The organism is Xanthomonas phaseoli pv. dieffenbachiae, assembly GCF_008639345.1.
GTDB lineage: Bacteria > Pseudomonadota > Gammaproteobacteria > Xanthomonadales > Xanthomonadaceae > Xanthomonas > Xanthomonas phaseoli.
On sequence record NZ_CP041380.1, the window covers coordinates 978,219 to 994,711 of the forward strand.

29 protein-coding genes are annotated in these 16,493 nt (G+C 61.3%); 28 read left to right on the forward strand and 1 reads right to left on the reverse strand.

From position 1 onward, the window contains the following. Positions 1–806 precede the first annotated feature (806 nt). The 28 genes from rpsJ (at position 807) to FLG15_RS04635 (ending at position 15,978) form a co-directional block, all read left to right on the forward strand. Positions 807–1,118 carry a 30S ribosomal protein S10 gene (rpsJ, locus tag FLG15_RS04500; RefSeq protein WP_003486723.1) on the forward strand — a complete coding sequence of 104 codons (312 nt, stop codon included), beginning with the start codon at positions 807–809 and terminating at the stop codon, positions 1,116–1,118. Positions 1,119–1,129: 11 nt separating this feature from the next. After that, complete coding sequence (gene rplC, locus FLG15_RS04505) at positions 1,130–1,780, forward strand: 50S ribosomal protein L3 (protein ID WP_005993363.1); 651 nt, start codon at positions 1,130–1,132, stop codon at positions 1,778–1,780. A gap of 12 nt (positions 1,781–1,792) precedes the next feature. After that, positions 1,793–2,398 carry a 50S ribosomal protein L4 gene (gene rplD / locus FLG15_RS04510; protein WP_010371054.1) on the forward strand — a complete coding sequence of 202 codons (606 nt, stop codon included), beginning with the start codon at positions 1,793–1,795 and terminating at the stop codon, positions 2,396–2,398. Continuing rightward, entirely contained in the window at positions 2,395–2,709 is a 315-nt protein-coding gene (rplW, locus tag FLG15_RS04515; RefSeq protein WP_057679583.1) for a 50S ribosomal protein L23, read from the forward strand. The genes rplD and rplW overlap by 4 nt, the downstream gene beginning before the upstream one ends. 10 nt (positions 2,710–2,719) lie before the next feature. After that, positions 2,720–3,547, forward strand: coding sequence for a 50S ribosomal protein L2 (gene rplB / locus FLG15_RS04520; RefSeq protein ID WP_003486715.1), 828 nt, complete (start codon positions 2,720–2,722; stop codon positions 3,545–3,547). Between the two features lie 6 nt (positions 3,548–3,553). Beyond that, entirely contained in the window at positions 3,554–3,823 is a 270-nt protein-coding gene (gene rpsS, locus FLG15_RS04525; protein WP_005917128.1) for a 30S ribosomal protein S19, read from the forward strand. Between the two features lie 12 nt (positions 3,824–3,835). After that, positions 3,836–4,171 carry a 50S ribosomal protein L22 gene (rplV, locus tag FLG15_RS04530; RefSeq protein ID WP_003486710.1) on the forward strand — a complete coding sequence of 112 codons (336 nt, stop codon included), beginning with the start codon at positions 3,836–3,838 and terminating at the stop codon, positions 4,169–4,171. Positions 4,172–4,188: 17 nt separating this feature from the next. Then, the gene (rpsC, locus tag FLG15_RS04535) at positions 4,189–4,923 is read left to right on the forward strand and encodes a 30S ribosomal protein S3 (protein ID WP_057679584.1); all 735 of its coding nucleotides are present in this window, start codon (positions 4,189–4,191) and stop codon (positions 4,921–4,923) included. Between the two features lie 5 nt (positions 4,924–4,928). Further along, positions 4,929–5,342, forward strand: coding sequence for a 50S ribosomal protein L16 (rplP, locus tag FLG15_RS04540; protein ID WP_042823914.1), 414 nt, complete (start codon positions 4,929–4,931; stop codon positions 5,340–5,342). Next, positions 5,342–5,527 carry a 50S ribosomal protein L29 gene (gene rpmC, locus FLG15_RS04545; RefSeq protein WP_017156219.1) on the forward strand — a complete coding sequence of 62 codons (186 nt, stop codon included), beginning with the start codon at positions 5,342–5,344 and terminating at the stop codon, positions 5,525–5,527. The genes rplP and rpmC overlap by 1 nt, the downstream gene beginning before the upstream one ends. 11 nt (positions 5,528–5,538) lie before the next feature. Continuing rightward, positions 5,539–5,808: a 30S ribosomal protein S17 gene (gene rpsQ, locus FLG15_RS04550; RefSeq protein ID WP_057679585.1), complete on the forward strand. Its 270-nt coding sequence runs from the start codon at positions 5,539–5,541 to the stop codon at positions 5,806–5,808. 14 nt (positions 5,809–5,822) lie between these two features. Then, entirely contained in the window at positions 5,823–6,191 is a 369-nt protein-coding gene (gene rplN / locus FLG15_RS04555) for a 50S ribosomal protein L14 (protein WP_003486699.1), read from the forward strand. Between the two features lie 15 nt (positions 6,192–6,206). Then, positions 6,207–6,524 (forward strand): 50S ribosomal protein L24, encoded by a 318-nt coding sequence (gene rplX, locus FLG15_RS04560; protein WP_003486696.1) that lies wholly within the window; start codon positions 6,207–6,209, stop codon positions 6,522–6,524. Between the two features lie 11 nt (positions 6,525–6,535). Continuing rightward, positions 6,536–7,078: a 50S ribosomal protein L5 gene (gene rplE / locus FLG15_RS04565; RefSeq protein WP_008571668.1), complete on the forward strand. Its 543-nt coding sequence runs from the start codon at positions 6,536–6,538 to the stop codon at positions 7,076–7,078. 18 nt (positions 7,079–7,096) lie between these two features. Beyond that, entirely contained in the window at positions 7,097–7,402 is a 306-nt protein-coding gene (gene rpsN / locus FLG15_RS04570) for a 30S ribosomal protein S14 (RefSeq protein WP_005917137.1), read from the forward strand. Positions 7,403–7,607: 205 nt separating this feature from the next. Then, positions 7,608–8,006, forward strand: a complete 399-nt coding sequence (rpsH, locus tag FLG15_RS04575; protein ID WP_003486688.1) for a 30S ribosomal protein S8 — start codon at positions 7,608–7,610, stop codon at positions 8,004–8,006. Between the two features lie 15 nt (positions 8,007–8,021). Further along, positions 8,022–8,549: a 50S ribosomal protein L6 gene (gene rplF / locus FLG15_RS04580; RefSeq protein ID WP_017156220.1), complete on the forward strand. Its 528-nt coding sequence runs from the start codon at positions 8,022–8,024 to the stop codon at positions 8,547–8,549. Positions 8,550–8,640: 91 nt separating this feature from the next. Next, a complete protein-coding gene (gene rplR / locus FLG15_RS04585; protein ID WP_003486684.1) occupies positions 8,641–9,000 on the forward strand; it encodes a 50S ribosomal protein L18 in 360 nt (119 codons plus the stop codon). Positions 9,001–9,158: 158 nt separating this feature from the next. Further along, positions 9,159–9,701, forward strand: coding sequence for a 30S ribosomal protein S5 (gene rpsE / locus FLG15_RS04590; protein WP_150145594.1), 543 nt, complete (start codon positions 9,159–9,161; stop codon positions 9,699–9,701). Continuing rightward, the gene (rpmD, locus tag FLG15_RS04595; protein ID WP_003486678.1) at positions 9,694–9,885 is read left to right on the forward strand and encodes a 50S ribosomal protein L30; all 192 of its coding nucleotides are present in this window, start codon (positions 9,694–9,696) and stop codon (positions 9,883–9,885) included. Before rpsE ends, rpmD begins: the two co-directional genes overlap by 8 nt. A 4-nt stretch (positions 9,886–9,889) precedes the next feature. After that, positions 9,890–10,333: a 50S ribosomal protein L15 gene (gene rplO, locus FLG15_RS04600; protein WP_003486676.1), complete on the forward strand. Its 444-nt coding sequence runs from the start codon at positions 9,890–9,892 to the stop codon at positions 10,331–10,333. 7 nt (positions 10,334–10,340) lie between these two features. Then, on the forward strand, positions 10,341–11,705 hold the full coding sequence (gene secY / locus FLG15_RS04605) for a preprotein translocase subunit SecY (protein WP_008571664.1): 1,365 nt from the start codon (positions 10,341–10,343) through the stop codon (positions 11,703–11,705). Positions 11,706–12,037: 332 nt separating this feature from the next. After that, positions 12,038–12,394, forward strand: a complete 357-nt coding sequence (rpsM, locus tag FLG15_RS04610; protein WP_057661874.1) for a 30S ribosomal protein S13 — start codon at positions 12,038–12,040, stop codon at positions 12,392–12,394. Between the two features lie 10 nt (positions 12,395–12,404). After that, complete coding sequence (gene rpsK / locus FLG15_RS04615; RefSeq protein WP_003486671.1) at positions 12,405–12,797, forward strand: 30S ribosomal protein S11; 393 nt, start codon at positions 12,405–12,407, stop codon at positions 12,795–12,797. 15 nt (positions 12,798–12,812) lie between these two features. Further along, positions 12,813–13,439, forward strand: a complete 627-nt coding sequence (gene rpsD / locus FLG15_RS04620; RefSeq protein WP_002811641.1) for a 30S ribosomal protein S4 — start codon at positions 12,813–12,815, stop codon at positions 13,437–13,439. Positions 13,440–13,492: 53 nt separating this feature from the next. Further along, positions 13,493–14,491 carry a DNA-directed RNA polymerase subunit alpha gene (locus FLG15_RS04625; RefSeq protein WP_002811635.1) on the forward strand — a complete coding sequence of 333 codons (999 nt, stop codon included), beginning with the start codon at positions 13,493–13,495 and terminating at the stop codon, positions 14,489–14,491. Between the two features lie 181 nt (positions 14,492–14,672). Further along, the gene (rplQ, locus tag FLG15_RS04630) at positions 14,673–15,056 is read left to right on the forward strand and encodes a 50S ribosomal protein L17 (RefSeq protein WP_003486665.1); all 384 of its coding nucleotides are present in this window, start codon (positions 14,673–14,675) and stop codon (positions 15,054–15,056) included. 403 nt (positions 15,057–15,459) lie between these two features. After that, positions 15,460–15,978, forward strand: a complete 519-nt coding sequence (locus tag FLG15_RS04635) for a disulfide bond formation protein B (protein ID WP_008571663.1) — start codon at positions 15,460–15,462, stop codon at positions 15,976–15,978. 139 nt (positions 15,979–16,117) lie between these two features. On the opposite strand, the gene FLG15_RS04640 is transcribed toward FLG15_RS04635, so the two are convergent. Beyond that, a complete protein-coding gene (locus FLG15_RS04640) occupies positions 16,118–16,462 on the reverse strand; it encodes a hypothetical protein (protein WP_057687037.1) in 345 nt (114 codons plus the stop codon). Positions 16,463–16,493: the final 31 nt, after the last annotated feature.

Genomic DNA, 16,493 nt, shown 5'->3' on the forward strand with positions numbered 1-16,493 from the left:
CGCGGCCACGCGGTTGGGATTCAATATTGCCGTGAAGCAATGTGGCTGCCCCCACTCGTGCGCCGCTAGGTGAATCGAGCGCCTGGTTGCGGAAAAGCGAACTTTCCATTCCACGCTGACCCGATCTCATCATCTGTTGTGAATGCCGTGCCGGTCCTGCCCGGTGGTCGTCACTGGAGATCAGGATGGTGGTGATCTTCTTTCTGACACTTGCAGACTGGCTTTTGCGACCCTTTCGTCGCTAGAGCGACATCGCTCGCGGCATCGGCTGGCGAAGGGCGTCCCCCATGTTGACGACAGGGCGCCGGCTACGACAGGGAGTTCAGTCGTTGTCCATGCCGCCGTGTCTGCGCCCCGGCCCTGAATTCTGGCCAGTCCGGGACTGGTGCCACGACGAGGTGGCGTCCGGAACGGGCTCATGTCCCCAGAGTCGCGACCTTGCTCACTCGGGAGCAGAACAGTGCGCTTGCAGACGCCGCGGCGAGCCACTACAATACGCGGCTCAGTGTCCCTGGGTAGGGCGCTGAGTTACAGCGAAAAGAACGGCAGGATGCCGCTCGTGTTCGCCAGACCGGGAAGGTCGCGTTGCATAGAGCACTCAACAACTCACGTGTTGTTGACCGTGCTCTTGTTGCGCATTATACTTTTCCGTCTGGGCAGGCCGGGTTACCGGGCTGCCTCAGTTTTTGGGCGGAGGAAATGCCCTCGCCAGCAGGATGCGCGGCGATTTCATCAACGTCAGGAATATCGGGGCAGGTATCCCAGAGGCCTTGCCCGTCGCTCTTTTAACGAAGGAAGCTTCCGTCATGTCGGAACAAAAGATCCGGATTCGGCTGAAGGCGTTCGATCATCGTTTGATCGACCGTTCGGCCAGCGAGATCGTCGAAACGGCTAAGCGGACCGGCGCGCAAGTGCGTGGCCCGATCCCGTTGCCGACCAAGATCGAACGTTACACCATCCTCGTATCCCCGCATGCCGACAAGGATGCGCGTGACCAGTACGAAACCCGCACGCACAAGCGTGTGCTCGATATCGTCGACCCGAACGACAAGACCGTGGACGCGCTGATGAAGCTCGAACTCGCGGCTGGCGTCGACGTACAGATCAAGTTGACCTGAGGACTACGACCATGACGAAGAAATATTCGTTGGGCTTCGTGGGCCGCAAGGCTGGCATGAGCCGCGTCTTCACTGAAGACGGCCGCTCGGTGCCGGTTACGCTGATCGAAGCAACTCCGAACCGCATCGCGCAGATCAAGACCGTCGAAACCGACGGCTACAGCGCCGTGCAGATTACCGTTGGCGCGCGTCGCGCCGCACTGGTCAACAAGCCGGCCGCCGGTCACTTCGCCAAGGCGAAGGTGGAAGCGGGTCGCGGCTTGTGGGAATTCCGTGTTGAAGATGCCCAGCTCGGCGATTTCGCCGTCGGTGGCGAAATCAAGGCGGACATCTTCGAGGTCGGCCAGAAGGTCGACGTCCAGGGCGTCACCAAGGGTAAGGGTTTCCAGGGCACCATCAAGCGCTACAACTTCCGTATGGGCGATGCAACCCACGGTAACTCGCTGTCGCATCGCGCGCCGGGTTCGCTGGGTCAGCGCCAGACGCCGGGTCGCGTTTTCCCGGGCAAGAAGATGTCGGGCCACATGGGCGCCGTGCAGCAAAGCACGCAGAACCTGGAAGTGGTCAAGGTCGACGTCGAGCGTGGTCTGATTGCTATCCGCGGCGCCGTGCCTGGCGCAGCTGGTGGCGACGTGATCGTCCGTCCGGCGAGCAAGGCATAAGGAGAGATGACGATGGAACTCGTTATCACGGGTAGCAACAACAAGGTCTCGGTCTCCGACGCCGTGTTCGGTCGCGAATTCAGCGAAGATCTGGTTCACCAGGTCGTCGTCGCTTATCGCAATGCCGGTCGCGCCGGTACCAAGGCACAGAAGACGCGTTCGGAAGTTGCGGGCACGACCAAGAAGTCGAAGAAGCAGAAGGGCGGCGGTGCGCGTCATGGCGCGCTGACGGCTCCGATCTTCGTCGGCGGCGGCGTGACCTTCGCGGCCAAGCCGCGTAGCTTCGAGCAGAAGGTCAACCGCAAGATGTACCGCGCGGCCATCTGCGCGATCTTCTCCGAGTTGAACCGTCAGGGTCGTCTGATGATCGTCGACGCGTTCGATCTCGAAGCGACCAAGACCAAGGGTCTGATCGAGAAGCTGAAGGGACTGGATGTGGGTAAGCGCCCGCTGATCGTCACCGAAGAAGCCTCCGAGCACCTGTATCTGTCCGCCCGCAATCTGCCGTATGTGCAGGTGCGTGACGTGCAGGGTCTGGATCCGGTCGCACTGGTCGGGGCCGATACGGTCGTGATCACCGCCGATGCGGTCAAGAAGGTCGAGGAGTGGCTGGCATGAGCGGCAACGAAAAAAGCAGCAACGAAAAAATCTTCAGCGTGCTGCGTGCTCCGCGAGTCTCCGAAAAGACCGCGCGCCTGCAGGAAATCTCCAACCAGTATGTCTTCGAAGTTTCGAACGACGCCACCAAGGCCGATGTAAAGGCCGCGGTTGAGCAGTTGTTCGACGTCAAGGTCAAGGCAGTCAACGTGGTCAACGTCAAGGGCAAGAGCAAGTCCTTCCGTAACCGTGCTGGCAACCGTGGCAATTGGCGCAAGGCGTACGTCCGCCTGGTCGATGGTCAGTCCATCGACGTAACGGCCAAGGCCTGAGGTCCATCCCATGCCATTGATGAAGTTCAAACCCACCTCTCCCGGCCGTCGTTCCGCCGTGCGCGTGGTCACTCCCGATCTGCACAAGGGCGCACCGCACGCGGCGCTGCTCGACTCGCAGAGCAAGTCCGGTGGTCGTAACCACCATGGCCGCATCACCGTGCGTCACGTCGGTGGTGGCCATAAGCAGCACTACCGCATCATCGACTTCAAGCGCAACAAGGAAGGCATTCCGGCGCGTGTGGAGCGGATCGAATACGATCCGAACCGTACCGCTCATATCGCCCTGCTGTGCTATGTCGACGGCGAGCGCCGCTACATCATCGCCCCGAAGGGCCTGAAGGCTGGCGACCAGGTCATTGCCGGTGCCAATGCACCGATCAAGACCGGCAACACGCTGCCGCTGCGTAACATCCCGGTCGGTACGACGGTTCACGGTATCGAGCTGAAGCCGGGTAAGGGCGCTCAGATCGCACGTGCTGCCGGTGCAGCCGTCCAGCTGGTCGCTCGCGAAGGCATCTATGCCACGCTGCGCCTGCGCTCGGGCGAAATGCGCAAGGTGCCGGTCGAGTGCCGCGCCACCATCGGCGAAGTCGGCAACGACGAGCACAACCTCGAGAAGTTGGGCAAGGCCGGCGCCAAGCGTTGGCGCGGTGTTCGCCCGACCGTTCGCGGTGCGGCCATGAACCCGGTCGATCACCCGCACGGTGGTGGTGAAGCGAAGGCTGGTCAGGGTAATCCGCATCCGGTCACCCCGTGGGGTGTTCCGACCAAGGGTTACAAGACGCGCAAGAACAAGCGCACCCAGCAGTTCATCGTCCGCGATCGTAGGGGCTAATCGACCATGGCACGTTCACTTAAGAAGGGCCCGTTCGTCGATCACCACCTTGCAAAGAAGGTGGAGTCCGCTGCGGGTAGCAAGAAGCCGATCAAGACCTGGTCGCGCCGTTCGATGATCCTGCCTGAAATGGTAGGCATCACCATCGCCGTGCATAACGGCAAGAACCACATTCCGGTGCTCGTCAACGAGAATATGGTCGGCCACAAGCTCGGCGAATTTGCCGTCACCCGGACCTTCAAGGGTCACGGTGGCGACAAGAAGTCGGGCAGGTAAGGAGAGATGACGATGGAAGCGAAAGCAATCCTGCGCACCGCGCGCATCTCCCCGCAGAAGGCCCGCCTGGTCGCTGACCAGGTGCGTGGTTTGTCCGCCGAACGTGCGGTCAATCTGCTGAAGTTCTCGGACAAGAAGGCTGCACACCTGATCAAAAAGGTGGTGGAGTCGGCGATCGCCAATGCCGAGAACAATCAGGGCGCGGATGTCGACGAGCTGAAGGTCAAGACCATCATGGTTGATGAAGGTCCCTCCCTGAAGCGTTTCATGGCGCGGGCGAAAGGCCGCGGTACCCGCATCCTCAAGCGCACCAGCCACATCACTGTGGTTGTGGGCGCCGCCAAGTAAGCGGAAAGGAAAAGACCATGGGTCATAAAGTTCATCCGACTGGAATTCGCCTGGGCATCGCCAAGGACTGGAATTCCAAGTGGTACGCAAACAAGGCCGAGTTCGCCGCCTATCTGGCAGCCGACATGAAAGTGCGTGAAATGCTGCGCAAGAAGCTCGCGCAGGCAGGTGTCAGCAAGATCTTGATCGAGCGCCCTGCCAAAACCGCCCGCGTGACCATTCATACCGCCCGTCCGGGCGTGGTGATCGGCAAGCGTGGCGAGGACATCGAAAAGCTGCGCAAGGAAGTGAGTGAGCTGATGGGCGTTCCGGCGCACATCAACGTCACCGAAGTGCGCAAGCCGGAGCTGGATGCGCAGCTGGTCGCCGAGTCGATCGCGCAGCAGCTTGAGCGTCGCATCATGTTCCGCCGTGCAATGAAGCGCTCGGTCGGTAACGCGATGCGCCTGGGTGCCTTGGGCATCAAGGTCAACGTGGCTGGCCGCCTCAACGGTGCAGAAATCGCCCGTTCGGAGTGGTACCGCGAAGGCCGCGTGCCGCTGCACACGCTACGTGCCGACATTGATTACGGTTTTGCCGAGGCGTCCACGACATACGGCATCATCGGCATCAAGGTCTGGATCTATAAGGGCGAAGTCTTCGACTTCTCTCAGGTTGGCCAGGAAAAGCAGGACGACAGCCCGCGCAACGATCGTAACGATCGCGGCGACCGTGGTGACCGCCCGTCGCGTCCGGCTCGTGAAGCGAGGTAACGGCAATGTTGCAACCCAAGCGAACCAAATATCGCAAGATGCACAAGGGCCGTAACGACGGCCTGGCATGGAGCGGAAACGCCGTCAGCTTCGGCGAGTATGGCCTCAAGGCCACGGCGCATGGTCAGCTGACCGCGCGCCAGATTGAAGCAGCACGCCGCACGATCAGCCGCCATGTCAAGAAGGGCGGCAAGATGTGGATCCGTGTGTTCCCCGACAAGCCGATCACCAAGAAGCCGATCGAAGTCCGCATGGGCTCCGGTAAGGGCAACGTGGAGTACTGGGTCGCGCAGATTCAGCCGGGCCGCATGATCTATGAAATCGAGGGAATCCCCGAAGAGATCGCACGTGAGGCGTTCCGCCTTGCCGCTGCCAAGCTCTCGGTGACCACCACTTTCGTGACCCGGACGGTGCGCTGATGGATACCAAACAACTCCGCGAAAAGTCGGCTGACGAATTGAAGGCCCACCTGATCGATCTGCGTAAGGAGCAGTTCTCGCTCCGGATGCAGCAGGTCACCGGCCAGCTGCCGAAGACCCACGAAACCCGCCGGGTGCGCCGCGAGATTGCTCGCGTCAAGCACCTGCTCGGCAGCACCAAGTAAGGACGGCCGCGATGAGCGACAATAACGAAAAGCAAACGCTGCGCACGGTCGAAGGCCGTGTCGTCAGCAACAAGATGGACAAGACGGTCACCGTGTTGGTGGAGCGCCAGGTCAAGCATGCGCTGTACGGCAAGTACATCAAGCGCTCGACCAAGCTGCACGCACACGACGCCGACAATGCCTGCAACGAAGGCGATGTCGTGCGCGTGACCGAGATTGCTCCGATGTCCAAGACCAAGAACTGGCGGGTGGTGGAAATCGTCGCCCGTTCGGCCGAATAAGGGAGATCTGAATCATGATCCAGATGCAGAGCTACCTCGATGTCGCCGACAATTCGGGTGCCAAGGAAGTGATGTGCATCAAGGTGCTGGGCGGCTCAAAGCGCCGTTACGCACACATTGGCGACATCATCAAGGTGACCGTCAAGGACGCCATTCCGCGTGGCAAGGTCAAGAAGGGCGAAGTCTACGACGCCGTCGTGGTGCGTACCCGCAAGGGTGTGCGCCGTCCCGACGGTTCGCTGATCCGCTTCGATGGCAACGCCGCTGTGCTGTTGAACAATAAGCAGGAGCCGATCGGGACCCGCATCTTCGGGCCGGTGACGCGCGAGCTGCGTTCCGAGAAGTTCATGAAGATCGTCTCGCTCGCTCCCGAAGTGCTGTGAGCGGAGGACATACACATGGCTAACCGTATCAAGAAGGGCGACCAGGTCGTCATCAACACCGGCAAGGACAAGGGTAAGCAGGGTGAAGTGGTGCGTGTGGACGGCGATCGCGTGATCGTCTCCAACGCCAACGTCATCAAGCGCCATACCAAGCCGAACCCGCAGGCAGGCGTTGCCGGCGGCGTGGTCGAGCGTGAAGCGTCGATCCATATCTCCAACGTCAATATCGTCAACCCGGCAACGGGCAAGGGCGAGCGCGTTGGCTTCAAGGTGCTGGAGGATGGACGCAAACTGCGTGTGTTCCGCTCCAGCGGTGAGGCGCTCGACGCCTGAGGAATGAGATCATGAACACTCGTCTCGAAAAGTTTTACAAGGAAAACGTGGTGCCGGCCCTGATGAAGGAATTCGGCTACACCAATCCGATGGAAGTGCCGAAGCTGGTCAAGGTCACGCTCAACATGGGCGTGGGCGAAGCCGCTACCAACAAGAAGATCCTGGAAAATGCGGTCGCCGACATGGCCAAGATCTCCGGTCAAAAGCCGGTGGTCACCAAGTCGCGCGTTTCGGTCGCATCCTTCAAGATCCGTGACGGTTGGCCGATCGGCTGCAAGACCACCTTGCGTCGCGCCAAGATGTACGAGTTCCTGGATCGCCTGATCAACATCTCGTTGCCGCGCGTGCGCGACTTCCGTGGTGTGTCCGGTCGCTCCTTCGACGGTCGTGGCAACTTCAACATGGGTGTGAAAGAACAGATCATCTTCCCGGAAATCGACTTCGACGCCGTCGACGCGATTCGCGGTATGGATATCGCCATCACCACCACCGCCAAGACGGATGCGGAAGCGAAGGCGCTGCTGGCAGCGTTCAAGTTCCCGTTCCGTAACTGACCGTCGAGGACATCCGAAATGGCAAAGACCTCCATGATCCACCGCGACATCAAGCGTGCAAAGCTGGCGAAGAAATTCGCCGGCAAGCGTGATGCGCTGAAGAAGATCCTCTCCAGTCAGGACGCGTCCTACGAAGAGAAGATCGATGCGTCGACCAAGTTGCAGAAGCTGCCGCGCGATTCGTCGCCGAGCCGCCATCGCAACCGTTGCGAATTGTCCGGTCGTCCGCGCGGTGTCTACCGCAAGTTCGGTCTGGGCCGCAACATGCTGCGCAAGGCCACGATGAACGGCGACGTTCCGGGCCTGCGTAAGGCAAGCTGGTAACAGCATTCCGGCCGCCCGCGGCCGGATTTGAACAGGATGGTTCTGTTCAACACGAGAGTCCGACGCAAGTCGGGCTCTTTTGTCGTATACTTCCGCTTCTGTCTTGCCCGTAGGGGCCTGGCATGGCGTCAAGGGTCCTGGCCCGTCCCCAGGAAAACACAAGATTTTCGCGAAAGCGGATATCGGTGCACTCAAAGGTACTCACATGAGCATGACTGATCCCATCGCCGACCTGCTGGTTCGCATCAAGAATGCGGCCGCGGTTGGTAAGCAGACGGTGAAATTGCCGTCGTCCAAGATTAAGGTTGCGATCGCCCAGGTCCTGAAGGACGAGGGTTACATCACCGACCTGCGCGTGACCCAGACCGAAAACAACAAGGCGGAACTGGAAATCGTGCTGAAGTATTTCGAAGGCCGCCCGGTCATCGAGACCCTGAAGCGTTTTTCGCGCTCGGGTCTGCGCCAGTACCGCGGCAAGACCGAGCTGCCCAAGGTCCTCGGTGGCCTGGGTATCGCCATCATCTCCACGTCGAAGGGCATCATGACCGATGCGCAGGCTCGCGAAGCCGGCGTTGGTGGTGAAGTTCTGTGCTTCGTGGCCTAAGGGAAGGAATCGAACATGTCCCGTGTAGCCAAGAAGCCTGTTTCCCTCCCGAAGGGTGTTGAACTCAAGGTCCAGCCTGAGCTGGTCAGCGTCAAGGGCCCGAAGGGCACGTTGACCCTGCCGAAGCCGGCTGGTGTCGAAATCGCCATCGATGGCGACGTTGCCACGCTGTCGGCTAACGATCCGTCGCAGATCGCCCTCACCGGCACCGTGCGCGCCATTTTGGCCAATATGGTCAAGGGTGTCTCCGAAGGCTTCGAGCGCAAGCTCGAGCTGGTGGGCGTCGGTTACCGTGCTGCCATGCAGGGCAAGGACCTGAGCCTGGCGCTCGGCTTCTCGCACCCGCTGGTGTTCGTGGCGCCGGAAGGCATCACGCTGTCGACCCCGAGCCAGACCGAAATCGTGGTCCAGGGCGCCGACAAGCAGCGCGTCGGCGAAGTTGCCGCCAAGATCCGCGGTTTCCGTCCGCCGGAGCCCTACAAGGGCAAGGGTGTGAAGTACGCCGGTGAAGTCATCATTCGCAAGGAAGCCAAGAAGGCGTAAGGCAGGTCCCTCTGCGAGGAGCCCGGCCATCCATGGCCGGACTTTTCAATGTACAAGCCTGTTTTCCTTCAGCTTTCGTAGGATAAATATCATGAGCATCAACAAGAACATCGCCCGTCTGCGTCGCGCCAAGTCCACCCGTGCGCACATCCGTGAGCTGGGCGTTGCCCGTCTATCGGTGCTGCGCACCGGCCAGCACCTGTATGCGCAGGTCTTCACTGCCGACGGCTCCAAGGTGATCGCTGCTGCGAACACCCTGCAGGCCGACGTCAAGGACGGCCTGAAGAACGGCAAGAACAGCGATGCGGCTGCCAAGGTCGGCAAGCTGATCGCCGAGCGCGCCAAGGCTGCGGGTATCGAGAAGGTCGCATTCGACCGCTCGGGCTACCGTTACCACGGCCGCATCAAGGCGCTCGCTGACGCGGCGCGCGAAGGCGGCCTGCAGTTCTAAGTACTGCTGCGAAGGTGGTCATCGACCACCTTCGCGATACCGCCGGCAGGAAGATGCCGGACCGACCCGTTCTTTTGCAGCGGCATCGGGAACACCGCGTCACTTCACAACCATAAGCGGCTTCGAGCCGTACATACTCAATCAATCAAGGAATCAAGATGGCAGAAGAACGTGCACCGCGGGGTCGTGATCGCGACCGTAACCGCGAAGAGAAAGTCGACGATGGCATGATCGAGAAGCTGGTCGCGGTCAATCGCGTCAGCAAGACCGTCAAGGGCGGTCGCCAGTTCACCTTCACCGCGCTGACCGTGGTCGGCGATGGTCTGGGCAAGGTCGGTTTCGGCTATGGCAAGGCGCGCGAAGTGCCGGTCGCCATCCAGAAGTCGATGGAACAGGCGCGCAAGAACCTGGCCACTGTCGATCTGAACAACGGCACCTTGTGGCATGCGGTCAAGTCGGGCCATGGCGCAGCACGCGTCTACATGCAGCCGGCTTCGGAAGGTACGGGCGTCATCGCGGGCGGCGCCATGCGCGCTGTGCTGGAAGCGGTTGGCGTGAAGAACGTGCTGGCCAAGGCCGTTGGTTCGCGTAATCCGGTCAACCTGGTCCGCGCGACTCTGAAGGGTCTGTCGGAAGTGCAGTCGCCGGCACGCGTTGCGGCCAAGCGCGGCAAGAAGGTGGAGGAGCTCAACCATGGCTAAGGACACCAACAAGACCGTGAAGGTGCGCCTGGTGCGTGGCCTGCGTGGAACCCAGTCGCGTCACCGCCTGTCGGTGCGTGCGTTGGGCCTGAATAAGCTCAACGATGTGCGTGAACTGAAGGACAGCCCGCAGGTGCGTGGCCTGATCAATACGGTTCACTACCTCGTCAAGGTTGAGGAGTAATCCCATGACTCTGCGTCTTAATGACCTCAAGCCGGCCGACGGCGCCCGTACCGAGCGCACCCGCGTCGGTCGTGGTATCGGTTCGGGCCTCGGCAAGACCGCTGGTCGCGGTCACAAGGGTTCGTTCGCTCGTAAGGGTGGCGGCAAGATCAAGGCCGGCTTCGAAGGCGGCCAGACCCCGATGCAGCGCCGTCTGCCCAAGATCGGTTTCCGCTCCAAGATGGCGCGCGATACCGCAGAAGTGCTGTCGTATCAGCTGGACAAGCTGGATGCCGGTGATGTCGATTTCGCAGCGCTGCGTGCGGCCAATTTGGTCCCGAGCCGCGCCAAGAAGGCGAAGATCGTGCTGAAGGGCGAGCTGAGCAAGAAGTTCGTGCTGAAGGGCGTTGCGGCAACCGCAGGCGCCAAGGCGGCAATCGAAGCTGCCGGCGGCAGCGTAGAGGAGTAATCGGCAGATGGCGCAGGCTGGCATTGGTAACCTCGGTGGCGGGCTCGGCAAGTTCACGGAACTTCGCCAGCGGCTACTGTTCGTCCTCGGGGCATTGATCGTCTATCGCATCGGTTGCTACGTGCCGGTGCCTGGCGTGAATCCCGATGCCATGCTTTCGTTGATGCAGGCGCAGGGCGGCGGCATCGTGGACATGTTCAACATGTTCTCGGGCGGCGCCCTGCACCGTTTCAGTATTTTTGCGTTGAACGTGATGCCGTACATCTCGGCATCGATCGTGATCCAGTTGGCCACGCATATCTTTCCCGCCCTCAAGGCGATGCAGAAGGAAGGCGAATCGGGCCGACGCAAGATCACCCAGTATTCGCGCATCGGTGCGGTGTTGCTGGCAGTGGTGCAGGGCGGCAGTATCGCGCTGGCACTGCAGAACCAGACCGCCCCGGGCGGCGCTCCGGTGGTCTATGCGCCGGGCATGGGCTTCGTGCTCACCGCGGTGATCGCATTGACCGCTGGCACCATCTTCCTGATGTGGGTCGGTGAGCAGGTCACCGAGCGCGGCATCGGTAACGGCGTATCGTTGATCATCTTCGCCGGTATTGTCGCAGGCCTTCCGTCGGCAGCGATCCAGACCGTTGAAGCGTTCCGCGAAGGCAATCTGAGCTTTATTTCGCTGTTGTTGATCGTCATCACGATCCTGGCGTTCACGCTGTTCGTCGTATTTGTCGAGCGTGGGCAGCGCCGGATCACGGTCAACTACGCGCGCCGCCAGGGCGGTCGCAATGCGTACATGAACCAGACCTCGTTCCTGCCGCTGAAGCTCAACATGGCCGGCGTGATTCCGCCGATCTTCGCGTCCAGCATCCTGGCATTCCCGGCGACGCTGTCGATGTGGTCCGGCCAGGCGGCCTCGGGTGGGGTGGGGTCGTGGCTGCAGAAGATTGCCAATGCGCTTGGGCCCGGTGAGCCGGTGCACATGCTGGTCTTCGCTGCGCTGATTATTGGTTTTGCGTTCTTCTATACCGCGCTGGTGTTCAACTCGCAGGAAACCGCGGACAACCTCAAGAAGTCGGGCGCACTGATTCCGGGCATCCGTCCTGGCAAGGCGACCGCTGATTATGTCGATGGCGTGCTGACGCGTCTGACCGCAGCCGGTTCGTTGTACCTGGTGATCGTTTGCCTGTTGCCGGAAATCATGCGCACGCAGCTCGGTACCTCGTTCCACTTCGGTGGCACTTCGCTGTTGATCGCGGTAGTGGTGGTGATGGACTTCATTGCGCAGATTCAGGCGCACTTGATGTCGCACCAGTATGAGAGCTTGCTGAAGAAGGCCAACCTGAAGGGTGGGTCACGCGGCGGTCTTGCGCGCGGTTAAGTGGTACACTAGATCTTCATTGCGTGAAGACGGCCTGGTTCCCGGGCCACGATCTTCCGATCAGAAGGGCGGCTCGCGCGACGTCTCGCGCGCGGGTGTGACGGGGTGGTCTTGTGCGGGAGTAGCACAGGCGATTCAGAGCGGTTTTCTGGATCAACACCGTCCGGCGCCGGAGCGAGGGCACACTCCCCACGCCGGGTCCATGGAACCTTTGGTTCCACGGGCTTCAAAGCAATCCGAGGCCTTGCTATAATTCCGAGTTCACTTTTGATCCATCCTGCCGGATGGCGCCTGGGCGCTGTCGGGCCATCACTCAGTTGGAGAATCGCGTCATGGCGCGTATTGCAGGCGTCAACCTGCCAGCCCAGAAGCACGTCTGGGTCGGGTTGCAAAGCATCTACGGCATCGGCCGTACCCGTTCGAAGAAGCTCTGCAAATCCGCAGGCGTTACCTCGACCACGAAGATTCGTGATCTGTCCGAACCCGAAATCGAGCGCCTGCGCGCCGAAGTCGGCAAGTATGTCGTCGAAGGCGACCTGCGCCGCGAAATCGGTATCGCGATCAAGCGACTGATGGACCTGGGCTGCTATCGCGGCCTGCGTCATCGCCGTGGTCTCCCGCTGCGTGGTCAGCGCACCCGTACCAACGCCCGCACCCGCAAGGGTCCGCGCAAGGCGATCAGGAAGTAAGGGATAGATCATGGCCAAGCCAGCAGAAAAGAAAACGAAGAAGAAGATCAAGCGCGTCATCACTGACGGCGTCGCTCACGTCCACGCTTCGTTCAACAACACCATCGTCACCATCACCGATCGCCAGGGCAATGCACTGTCGTGGGCTACGTCCGGCGGCGCCGGTTTCCGTGGTTCGCGTAAGTCGACCCCGTTCGCTGCCCAGGTTGCCGCCGAGAAGGCTGGCCGCGCTGCGCTCGATTACGGCGTGAAGTCGCTGGAAGTGCGTATCAAGGGTCCGGGTCCGGGCCGTGAGTCGGCCGTGCGTTCGTTGAACAACGTGGGCTACAAGATCACCAACATCATCGACGTGACGCCAATCCCGCACAACGGGTGCCGTCCGCCGAAGAAGCGTCGCGTCTAAAGGGAGCGATAAGAAATGGCTCGTTATATCGGTCCTACCTGTAAGCTCGCGCGTCGCGAAGGCGCCGACCTTTCCCTCAAGAGCCCGGCGCGTGCGCTGGACTCCAAGTGCAAGCTTGAGCAGAAGCCCGGCCAGCACGGCGCGGCTCGCAAGGGCAAGCTCTCCGACTACGCCACCCAGCTGCGCGAAAAGCAGAAGGTCAAGCGTATCTACGGTCTGCTGGAACGTCAGTTCCGCAACTACTACAAGAAGGCCTCTACCAAGAAGGGCAACACCGGCGAGAACCTGCTGCAGTTGTTGGAAACCCGTCTGGACAACGTCTGCTATCGCATGGGCTTTGCCGTCACCCGTCCGGCTGCGCGCCAGCTGGTGTCGCACCGTGGCGTGCTGGTCAACGGCAAGTCGGTGAACCTGGCCTCGTACCAGATCAAGGCCGGCGATGCGATCACGCTGTCGGAAAAGGCACAGAAGCAGCTCCGCGTGCAGGAAGCCCTGACCGTGGCTGAGCAGCACGACATGACGCCGTCGTGGGTTGAAGTCGATTCGAAGAAGTTCAGCGGCGTGTTCAAGGCCGTTCCGGATCGCGCTGACCTGCCTTCGGATATCAACGAAGCGCTGATCGTCGAGTTGTATTCGAAGTAATTCACATTGGAGAACCTCCGGTACTGCCGGAGGTTCGCAGGAGACCCCGCAACATGACGGTTACCGCCAACCAGGTTCTGCGCCCCCGTGGTCCGCAGATCGAACGTCTTACCGACAACCGTGCCAAGGTCGTGATCGAACCCTTGGAGCGCGGTTACGGGCACACGTTGGGCAATGCCCTGCGTCGTGTGTTGTTGTCGTCGATCCCCGGTTTTGCGATCACCGAGGTCGAGATCGACGGCGTGCTGCACGAGTACACCACGGTCGAAGGTCTGCAGGAAGACGTGCTCGACGTCCTGCTGAACCTGAAAGACGTGGCCATTCGCATGCATAGTGGCGATAGCGCCACGCTGTCGCTGTCCAAGCAGGGTCCGGGTACGGTCACTGCGGCAGACATCAGGACCGATCACAACGTCGAGATCATCAACGGCGACCATGTGATCTGCCACCTGACCAAAGACACCGCGCTGAACATGCGCTTGAAGATCGAGCGTGGTTTCGGCTACCAGCCGGCTGCTGCACGTCGTCGTCCGGATGAAGAGACCCGTACCATCGGTCGTCTGATGCTGGATGCGTCGTTCTCGCCGGTGCGTCGCGTTGCCTACGCCGTGGAAGCTGCGCGCGTTGAACAGCGTACCGACCTCGACAAGCTGGTCATCGATATCGAAACCAACGGCACGATCGATGCCGAGGAAGCCGTGCGCACCGCCGCCGACATCCTCAGCGATCAGCTGTCGGTATTCGGCGATTTCACCCACCGCGATCGCGGTGCGGCCAAGCCGGCTGCCAGCGGTGTGGATCCGGTGCTGCTGCGCCCGATCGACGACCTCGAGCTGACCGTGCGTTCGGCCAACTGCCTCAAGGCCGAGAGCATCTATTACATCGGCGATCTGATCCAGAAGACCGAAGTGGAGCTGCTCAAGACCCCGAACCTGGGCAAGAAGTCGCTCACCGAAATCAAGGAAGTGCTGGCACAGCGCGGCCTTGCGCTGGGCATGAAGCTGGAGAACTGGCCGCCGGCCGGCGTCGCCCAGCACGGCATGCTTGGTTAATGCATCAAGGCATGGGCGTCTTCGGGCGCCCATGTTCGTTTTTCTACATCGACGGGTTAAAGCCTGCGATGACATCCGGTTCAAGGACGGCCGGCTCGGACCAACCGCAGTCCATTCAACAACGCCAGGATGGCGACAACGTCACTGAAGCAGTCTCAATATTCCTTAGGAAATCACACTCATGCGTCACCAGAAATCCGGTCGTAAGTTCAACCGTACCAGCGCGCACCGCGAAGCCATGTTCCGCAATATGGCCGCTTCGCTGTTCAAGCACGAGCTGATCAAGACCACCTTGCCGAAGGCCAAGGAACTGCGTCGCGTCGCCGAGCCGCTGATCACGATCGGCAAGGTCGATGGCGTTGCCAATCGTCGTCTGGCGTTCGCTCGCCTGCGCGACAAGGAAGCGGTGGGCAAGCTGTTCGTCGAATTGGGCCCGCGTTATGCGACCCGTCCCGGCGGCTACCTGCGTATCCTGAAGGCCGGCTTCCGTGCTGGTGACAATGCGCCGATGGCGTATGTCGAGCTGGTCGACCGTCCGGTCGTTGCCGAAGAAGTGGCCGAGTAATCGGATCGCCTCTGTAAAGATTCTCGAAAAAGCCCGGCACGCGCCGGGCTTTTTTATTGCCAGTCGAATGGGTTGGGTGCTGAACGCTGTTGGCTCTATCAGTCGGCCGGCGCGTGCTGCGCAAGCTGGGGCGATGCGGGTAAGCAGGCGTGCACGGAAACGCGCCTGCGGCTTGGTCGATGCGTGTCGGTGCCCGAGGCTGCACCGGCGTCGCCGTGATTGGATGTTTCATGCGGTGATCCTGACCTCTGGGGTAATGCGTGCAGCGCTTGCTCGCCTTGTCGCCGCCATGCGGCAGATCCCTCCCGGCGCCTCGACCGAAGGGCCGCGCGTTCGAGCATGCGTGGTCACGGCCGTGGCGATGGCTGATAATCGACAACCTGACCCAAGGCAAGCAGTGACGATGAATCCATTTCGTTGGAGTTTCCGGGCGCAGTTTCTGCTGGGCTTTCTTGCATGCGCAGGATTGCTGGCTTACGCGATCTATGTGCAGTTGCATCTGGGTCTGGAGCCGTGCCCGCTGTGCATCTTCCAACGGATCGCCTTCGCGGCGCTGGCAGTGTTTTTTCTGCTCGGCGCACTGCATGGGCCGCGTGCCGCCGCCGGGCGCAAGGTCTATGGGGTCTTGAGTTTCATCGCCGCAGGCGTGGGCATGGGCATCGCTGCGCGGCATGTGTGGGTGCAGATCCGGCCCAAGGACATGATGTCTTCGTGCGGGCCGCCGTTGAGCTTTCTGAGCGAGACGATGGGGCCCTTCGAGGTGTTCCGCACCGTGCTGACCGGCACCGGCGACTGCGGCAATATCGATTGGCGCTTCCTCGGGTTGAGCATGCCGATGTGGAGCATGGTGTGGTTCGTGGGGTTGGCGTTGTGGGCGCTGTACGCGGGCTTCAAGGCGCGGCGTAGCTCGGTCCATCACTAACGGCTCCGGTGCGTTGCAGTGCCCTGCGGCAGCCTGGTAGGCGTGCAGGGTCATCGTGATGGTCAACGGGTGCTGTGCGTCACCTAGGCGACGCTGATGCGTGATTGGCGGGTAGAAGGGGCGCCTGATCCGCTGCAGGTCAGGCACCTTGGTTCGTCGCAAGGTGGCCGGCCTGCGCTGCGTTGGGCCGGCGCGTCTGCTTCCAGGCCTTGGTGCTGGACGCCGCTGCCGCTGCCGCTACTGCTACCGCTACGGCTGCTGCTGCCGCTTTTGTACGCGTCTGCGGCGTGTCGACCGCGAGCGCCAATGAGGACATCGAAGGCGTGACTGATTCCTGGCTCTTTCCGCTGGCCAGCGCTGGTGGATCGCCGTTGGATCGCGGCACCGCTCGAATCAATGAGCCGATGCATGCGTCTGCCAAACGATGCGCATCCCGCATGCGGGCGGTAGGCAGCGTGGCCAGCTGCTCGCTAGGCTCGGTCATCGGACTTCGGCAACGAATGGGCCGGTTATGC

Bases quoted from the DNA above. Each gene is read 5' to 3' on its own strand.
- FLG15_RS04635 (WP_008571663.1), top strand. From the start codon at position 15,460: ATGAATCCATTTCGTTGGAGTTTCCGGGCGCAGTTTCTGCTGGGCTTT.
- FLG15_RS04625 (WP_002811635.1), top strand. From the start codon at position 13,493: ATGACGGTTACCGCCAACCAGGTTCTGCGCCCCCGTGGTCCGCAGATC.
- rplV (WP_003486710.1), top strand. From the start codon at position 3,836: ATGGAAGCGAAAGCAATCCTGCGCACCGCGCGCATCTCCCCGCAGAAG.
- rplF (WP_017156220.1), top strand. From the start codon at position 8,022: ATGTCCCGTGTAGCCAAGAAGCCTGTTTCCCTCCCGAAGGGTGTTGAA.
- FLG15_RS04640 (WP_057687037.1), bottom strand. From the start codon at position 16,462: ATGACCGAGCCTAGCGAGCAGCTGGCCACGCTGCCTACCGCCCGCATG.
- rplW (WP_057679583.1), top strand. From the start codon at position 2,395: ATGAGCGGCAACGAAAAAAGCAGCAACGAAAAAATCTTCAGCGTGCTG.
- rpmC (WP_017156219.1), top strand. From the start codon at position 5,342: ATGGATACCAAACAACTCCGCGAAAAGTCGGCTGACGAATTGAAGGCC.
- rplC (WP_005993363.1), top strand. From the start codon at position 1,130: ATGACGAAGAAATATTCGTTGGGCTTCGTGGGCCGCAAGGCTGGCATG.
- rpsN (WP_005917137.1), top strand. From the start codon at position 7,097: ATGGCAAAGACCTCCATGATCCACCGCGACATCAAGCGTGCAAAGCTG.
- rpmD (WP_003486678.1), top strand. From the start codon at position 9,694: ATGGCTAAGGACACCAACAAGACCGTGAAGGTGCGCCTGGTGCGTGGC.
- rpsS (WP_005917128.1), top strand. From the start codon at position 3,554: ATGGCACGTTCACTTAAGAAGGGCCCGTTCGTCGATCACCACCTTGCA.
- rplR (WP_003486684.1), top strand. From the start codon at position 8,641: ATGAGCATCAACAAGAACATCGCCCGTCTGCGTCGCGCCAAGTCCACC.
- rplP (WP_042823914.1), top strand. From the start codon at position 4,929: ATGTTGCAACCCAAGCGAACCAAATATCGCAAGATGCACAAGGGCCGT.
- rpsJ (WP_003486723.1), top strand. From the start codon at position 807: ATGTCGGAACAAAAGATCCGGATTCGGCTGAAGGCGTTCGATCATCGT.
- rpsD (WP_002811641.1), top strand. From the start codon at position 12,813: ATGGCTCGTTATATCGGTCCTACCTGTAAGCTCGCGCGTCGCGAAGGC.
- rplB (WP_003486715.1), top strand. From the start codon at position 2,720: ATGCCATTGATGAAGTTCAAACCCACCTCTCCCGGCCGTCGTTCCGCC.
- rpsM (WP_057661874.1), top strand. From the start codon at position 12,038: ATGGCGCGTATTGCAGGCGTCAACCTGCCAGCCCAGAAGCACGTCTGG.
- rplN (WP_003486699.1), top strand. From the start codon at position 5,823: ATGATCCAGATGCAGAGCTACCTCGATGTCGCCGACAATTCGGGTGCC.
- rpsK (WP_003486671.1), top strand. From the start codon at position 12,405: ATGGCCAAGCCAGCAGAAAAGAAAACGAAGAAGAAGATCAAGCGCGTC.
- rplO (WP_003486676.1), top strand. From the start codon at position 9,890: ATGACTCTGCGTCTTAATGACCTCAAGCCGGCCGACGGCGCCCGTACC.
- secY (WP_008571664.1), top strand. From the start codon at position 10,341: ATGGCGCAGGCTGGCATTGGTAACCTCGGTGGCGGGCTCGGCAAGTTC.
- rplQ (WP_003486665.1), top strand. From the start codon at position 14,673: ATGCGTCACCAGAAATCCGGTCGTAAGTTCAACCGTACCAGCGCGCAC.
- rplX (WP_003486696.1), top strand. From the start codon at position 6,207: ATGGCTAACCGTATCAAGAAGGGCGACCAGGTCGTCATCAACACCGGC.
- rplD (WP_010371054.1), top strand. From the start codon at position 1,793: ATGGAACTCGTTATCACGGGTAGCAACAACAAGGTCTCGGTCTCCGAC.
- rpsC (WP_057679584.1), top strand. From the start codon at position 4,189: ATGGGTCATAAAGTTCATCCGACTGGAATTCGCCTGGGCATCGCCAAG.
- rpsE (WP_150145594.1), top strand. From the start codon at position 9,159: ATGGCAGAAGAACGTGCACCGCGGGGTCGTGATCGCGACCGTAACCGC.
- rpsQ (WP_057679585.1), top strand. From the start codon at position 5,539: ATGAGCGACAATAACGAAAAGCAAACGCTGCGCACGGTCGAAGGCCGT.
- rplE (WP_008571668.1), top strand. From the start codon at position 6,536: ATGAACACTCGTCTCGAAAAGTTTTACAAGGAAAACGTGGTGCCGGCC.
- rpsH (WP_003486688.1), top strand. From the start codon at position 7,608: ATGAGCATGACTGATCCCATCGCCGACCTGCTGGTTCGCATCAAGAAT.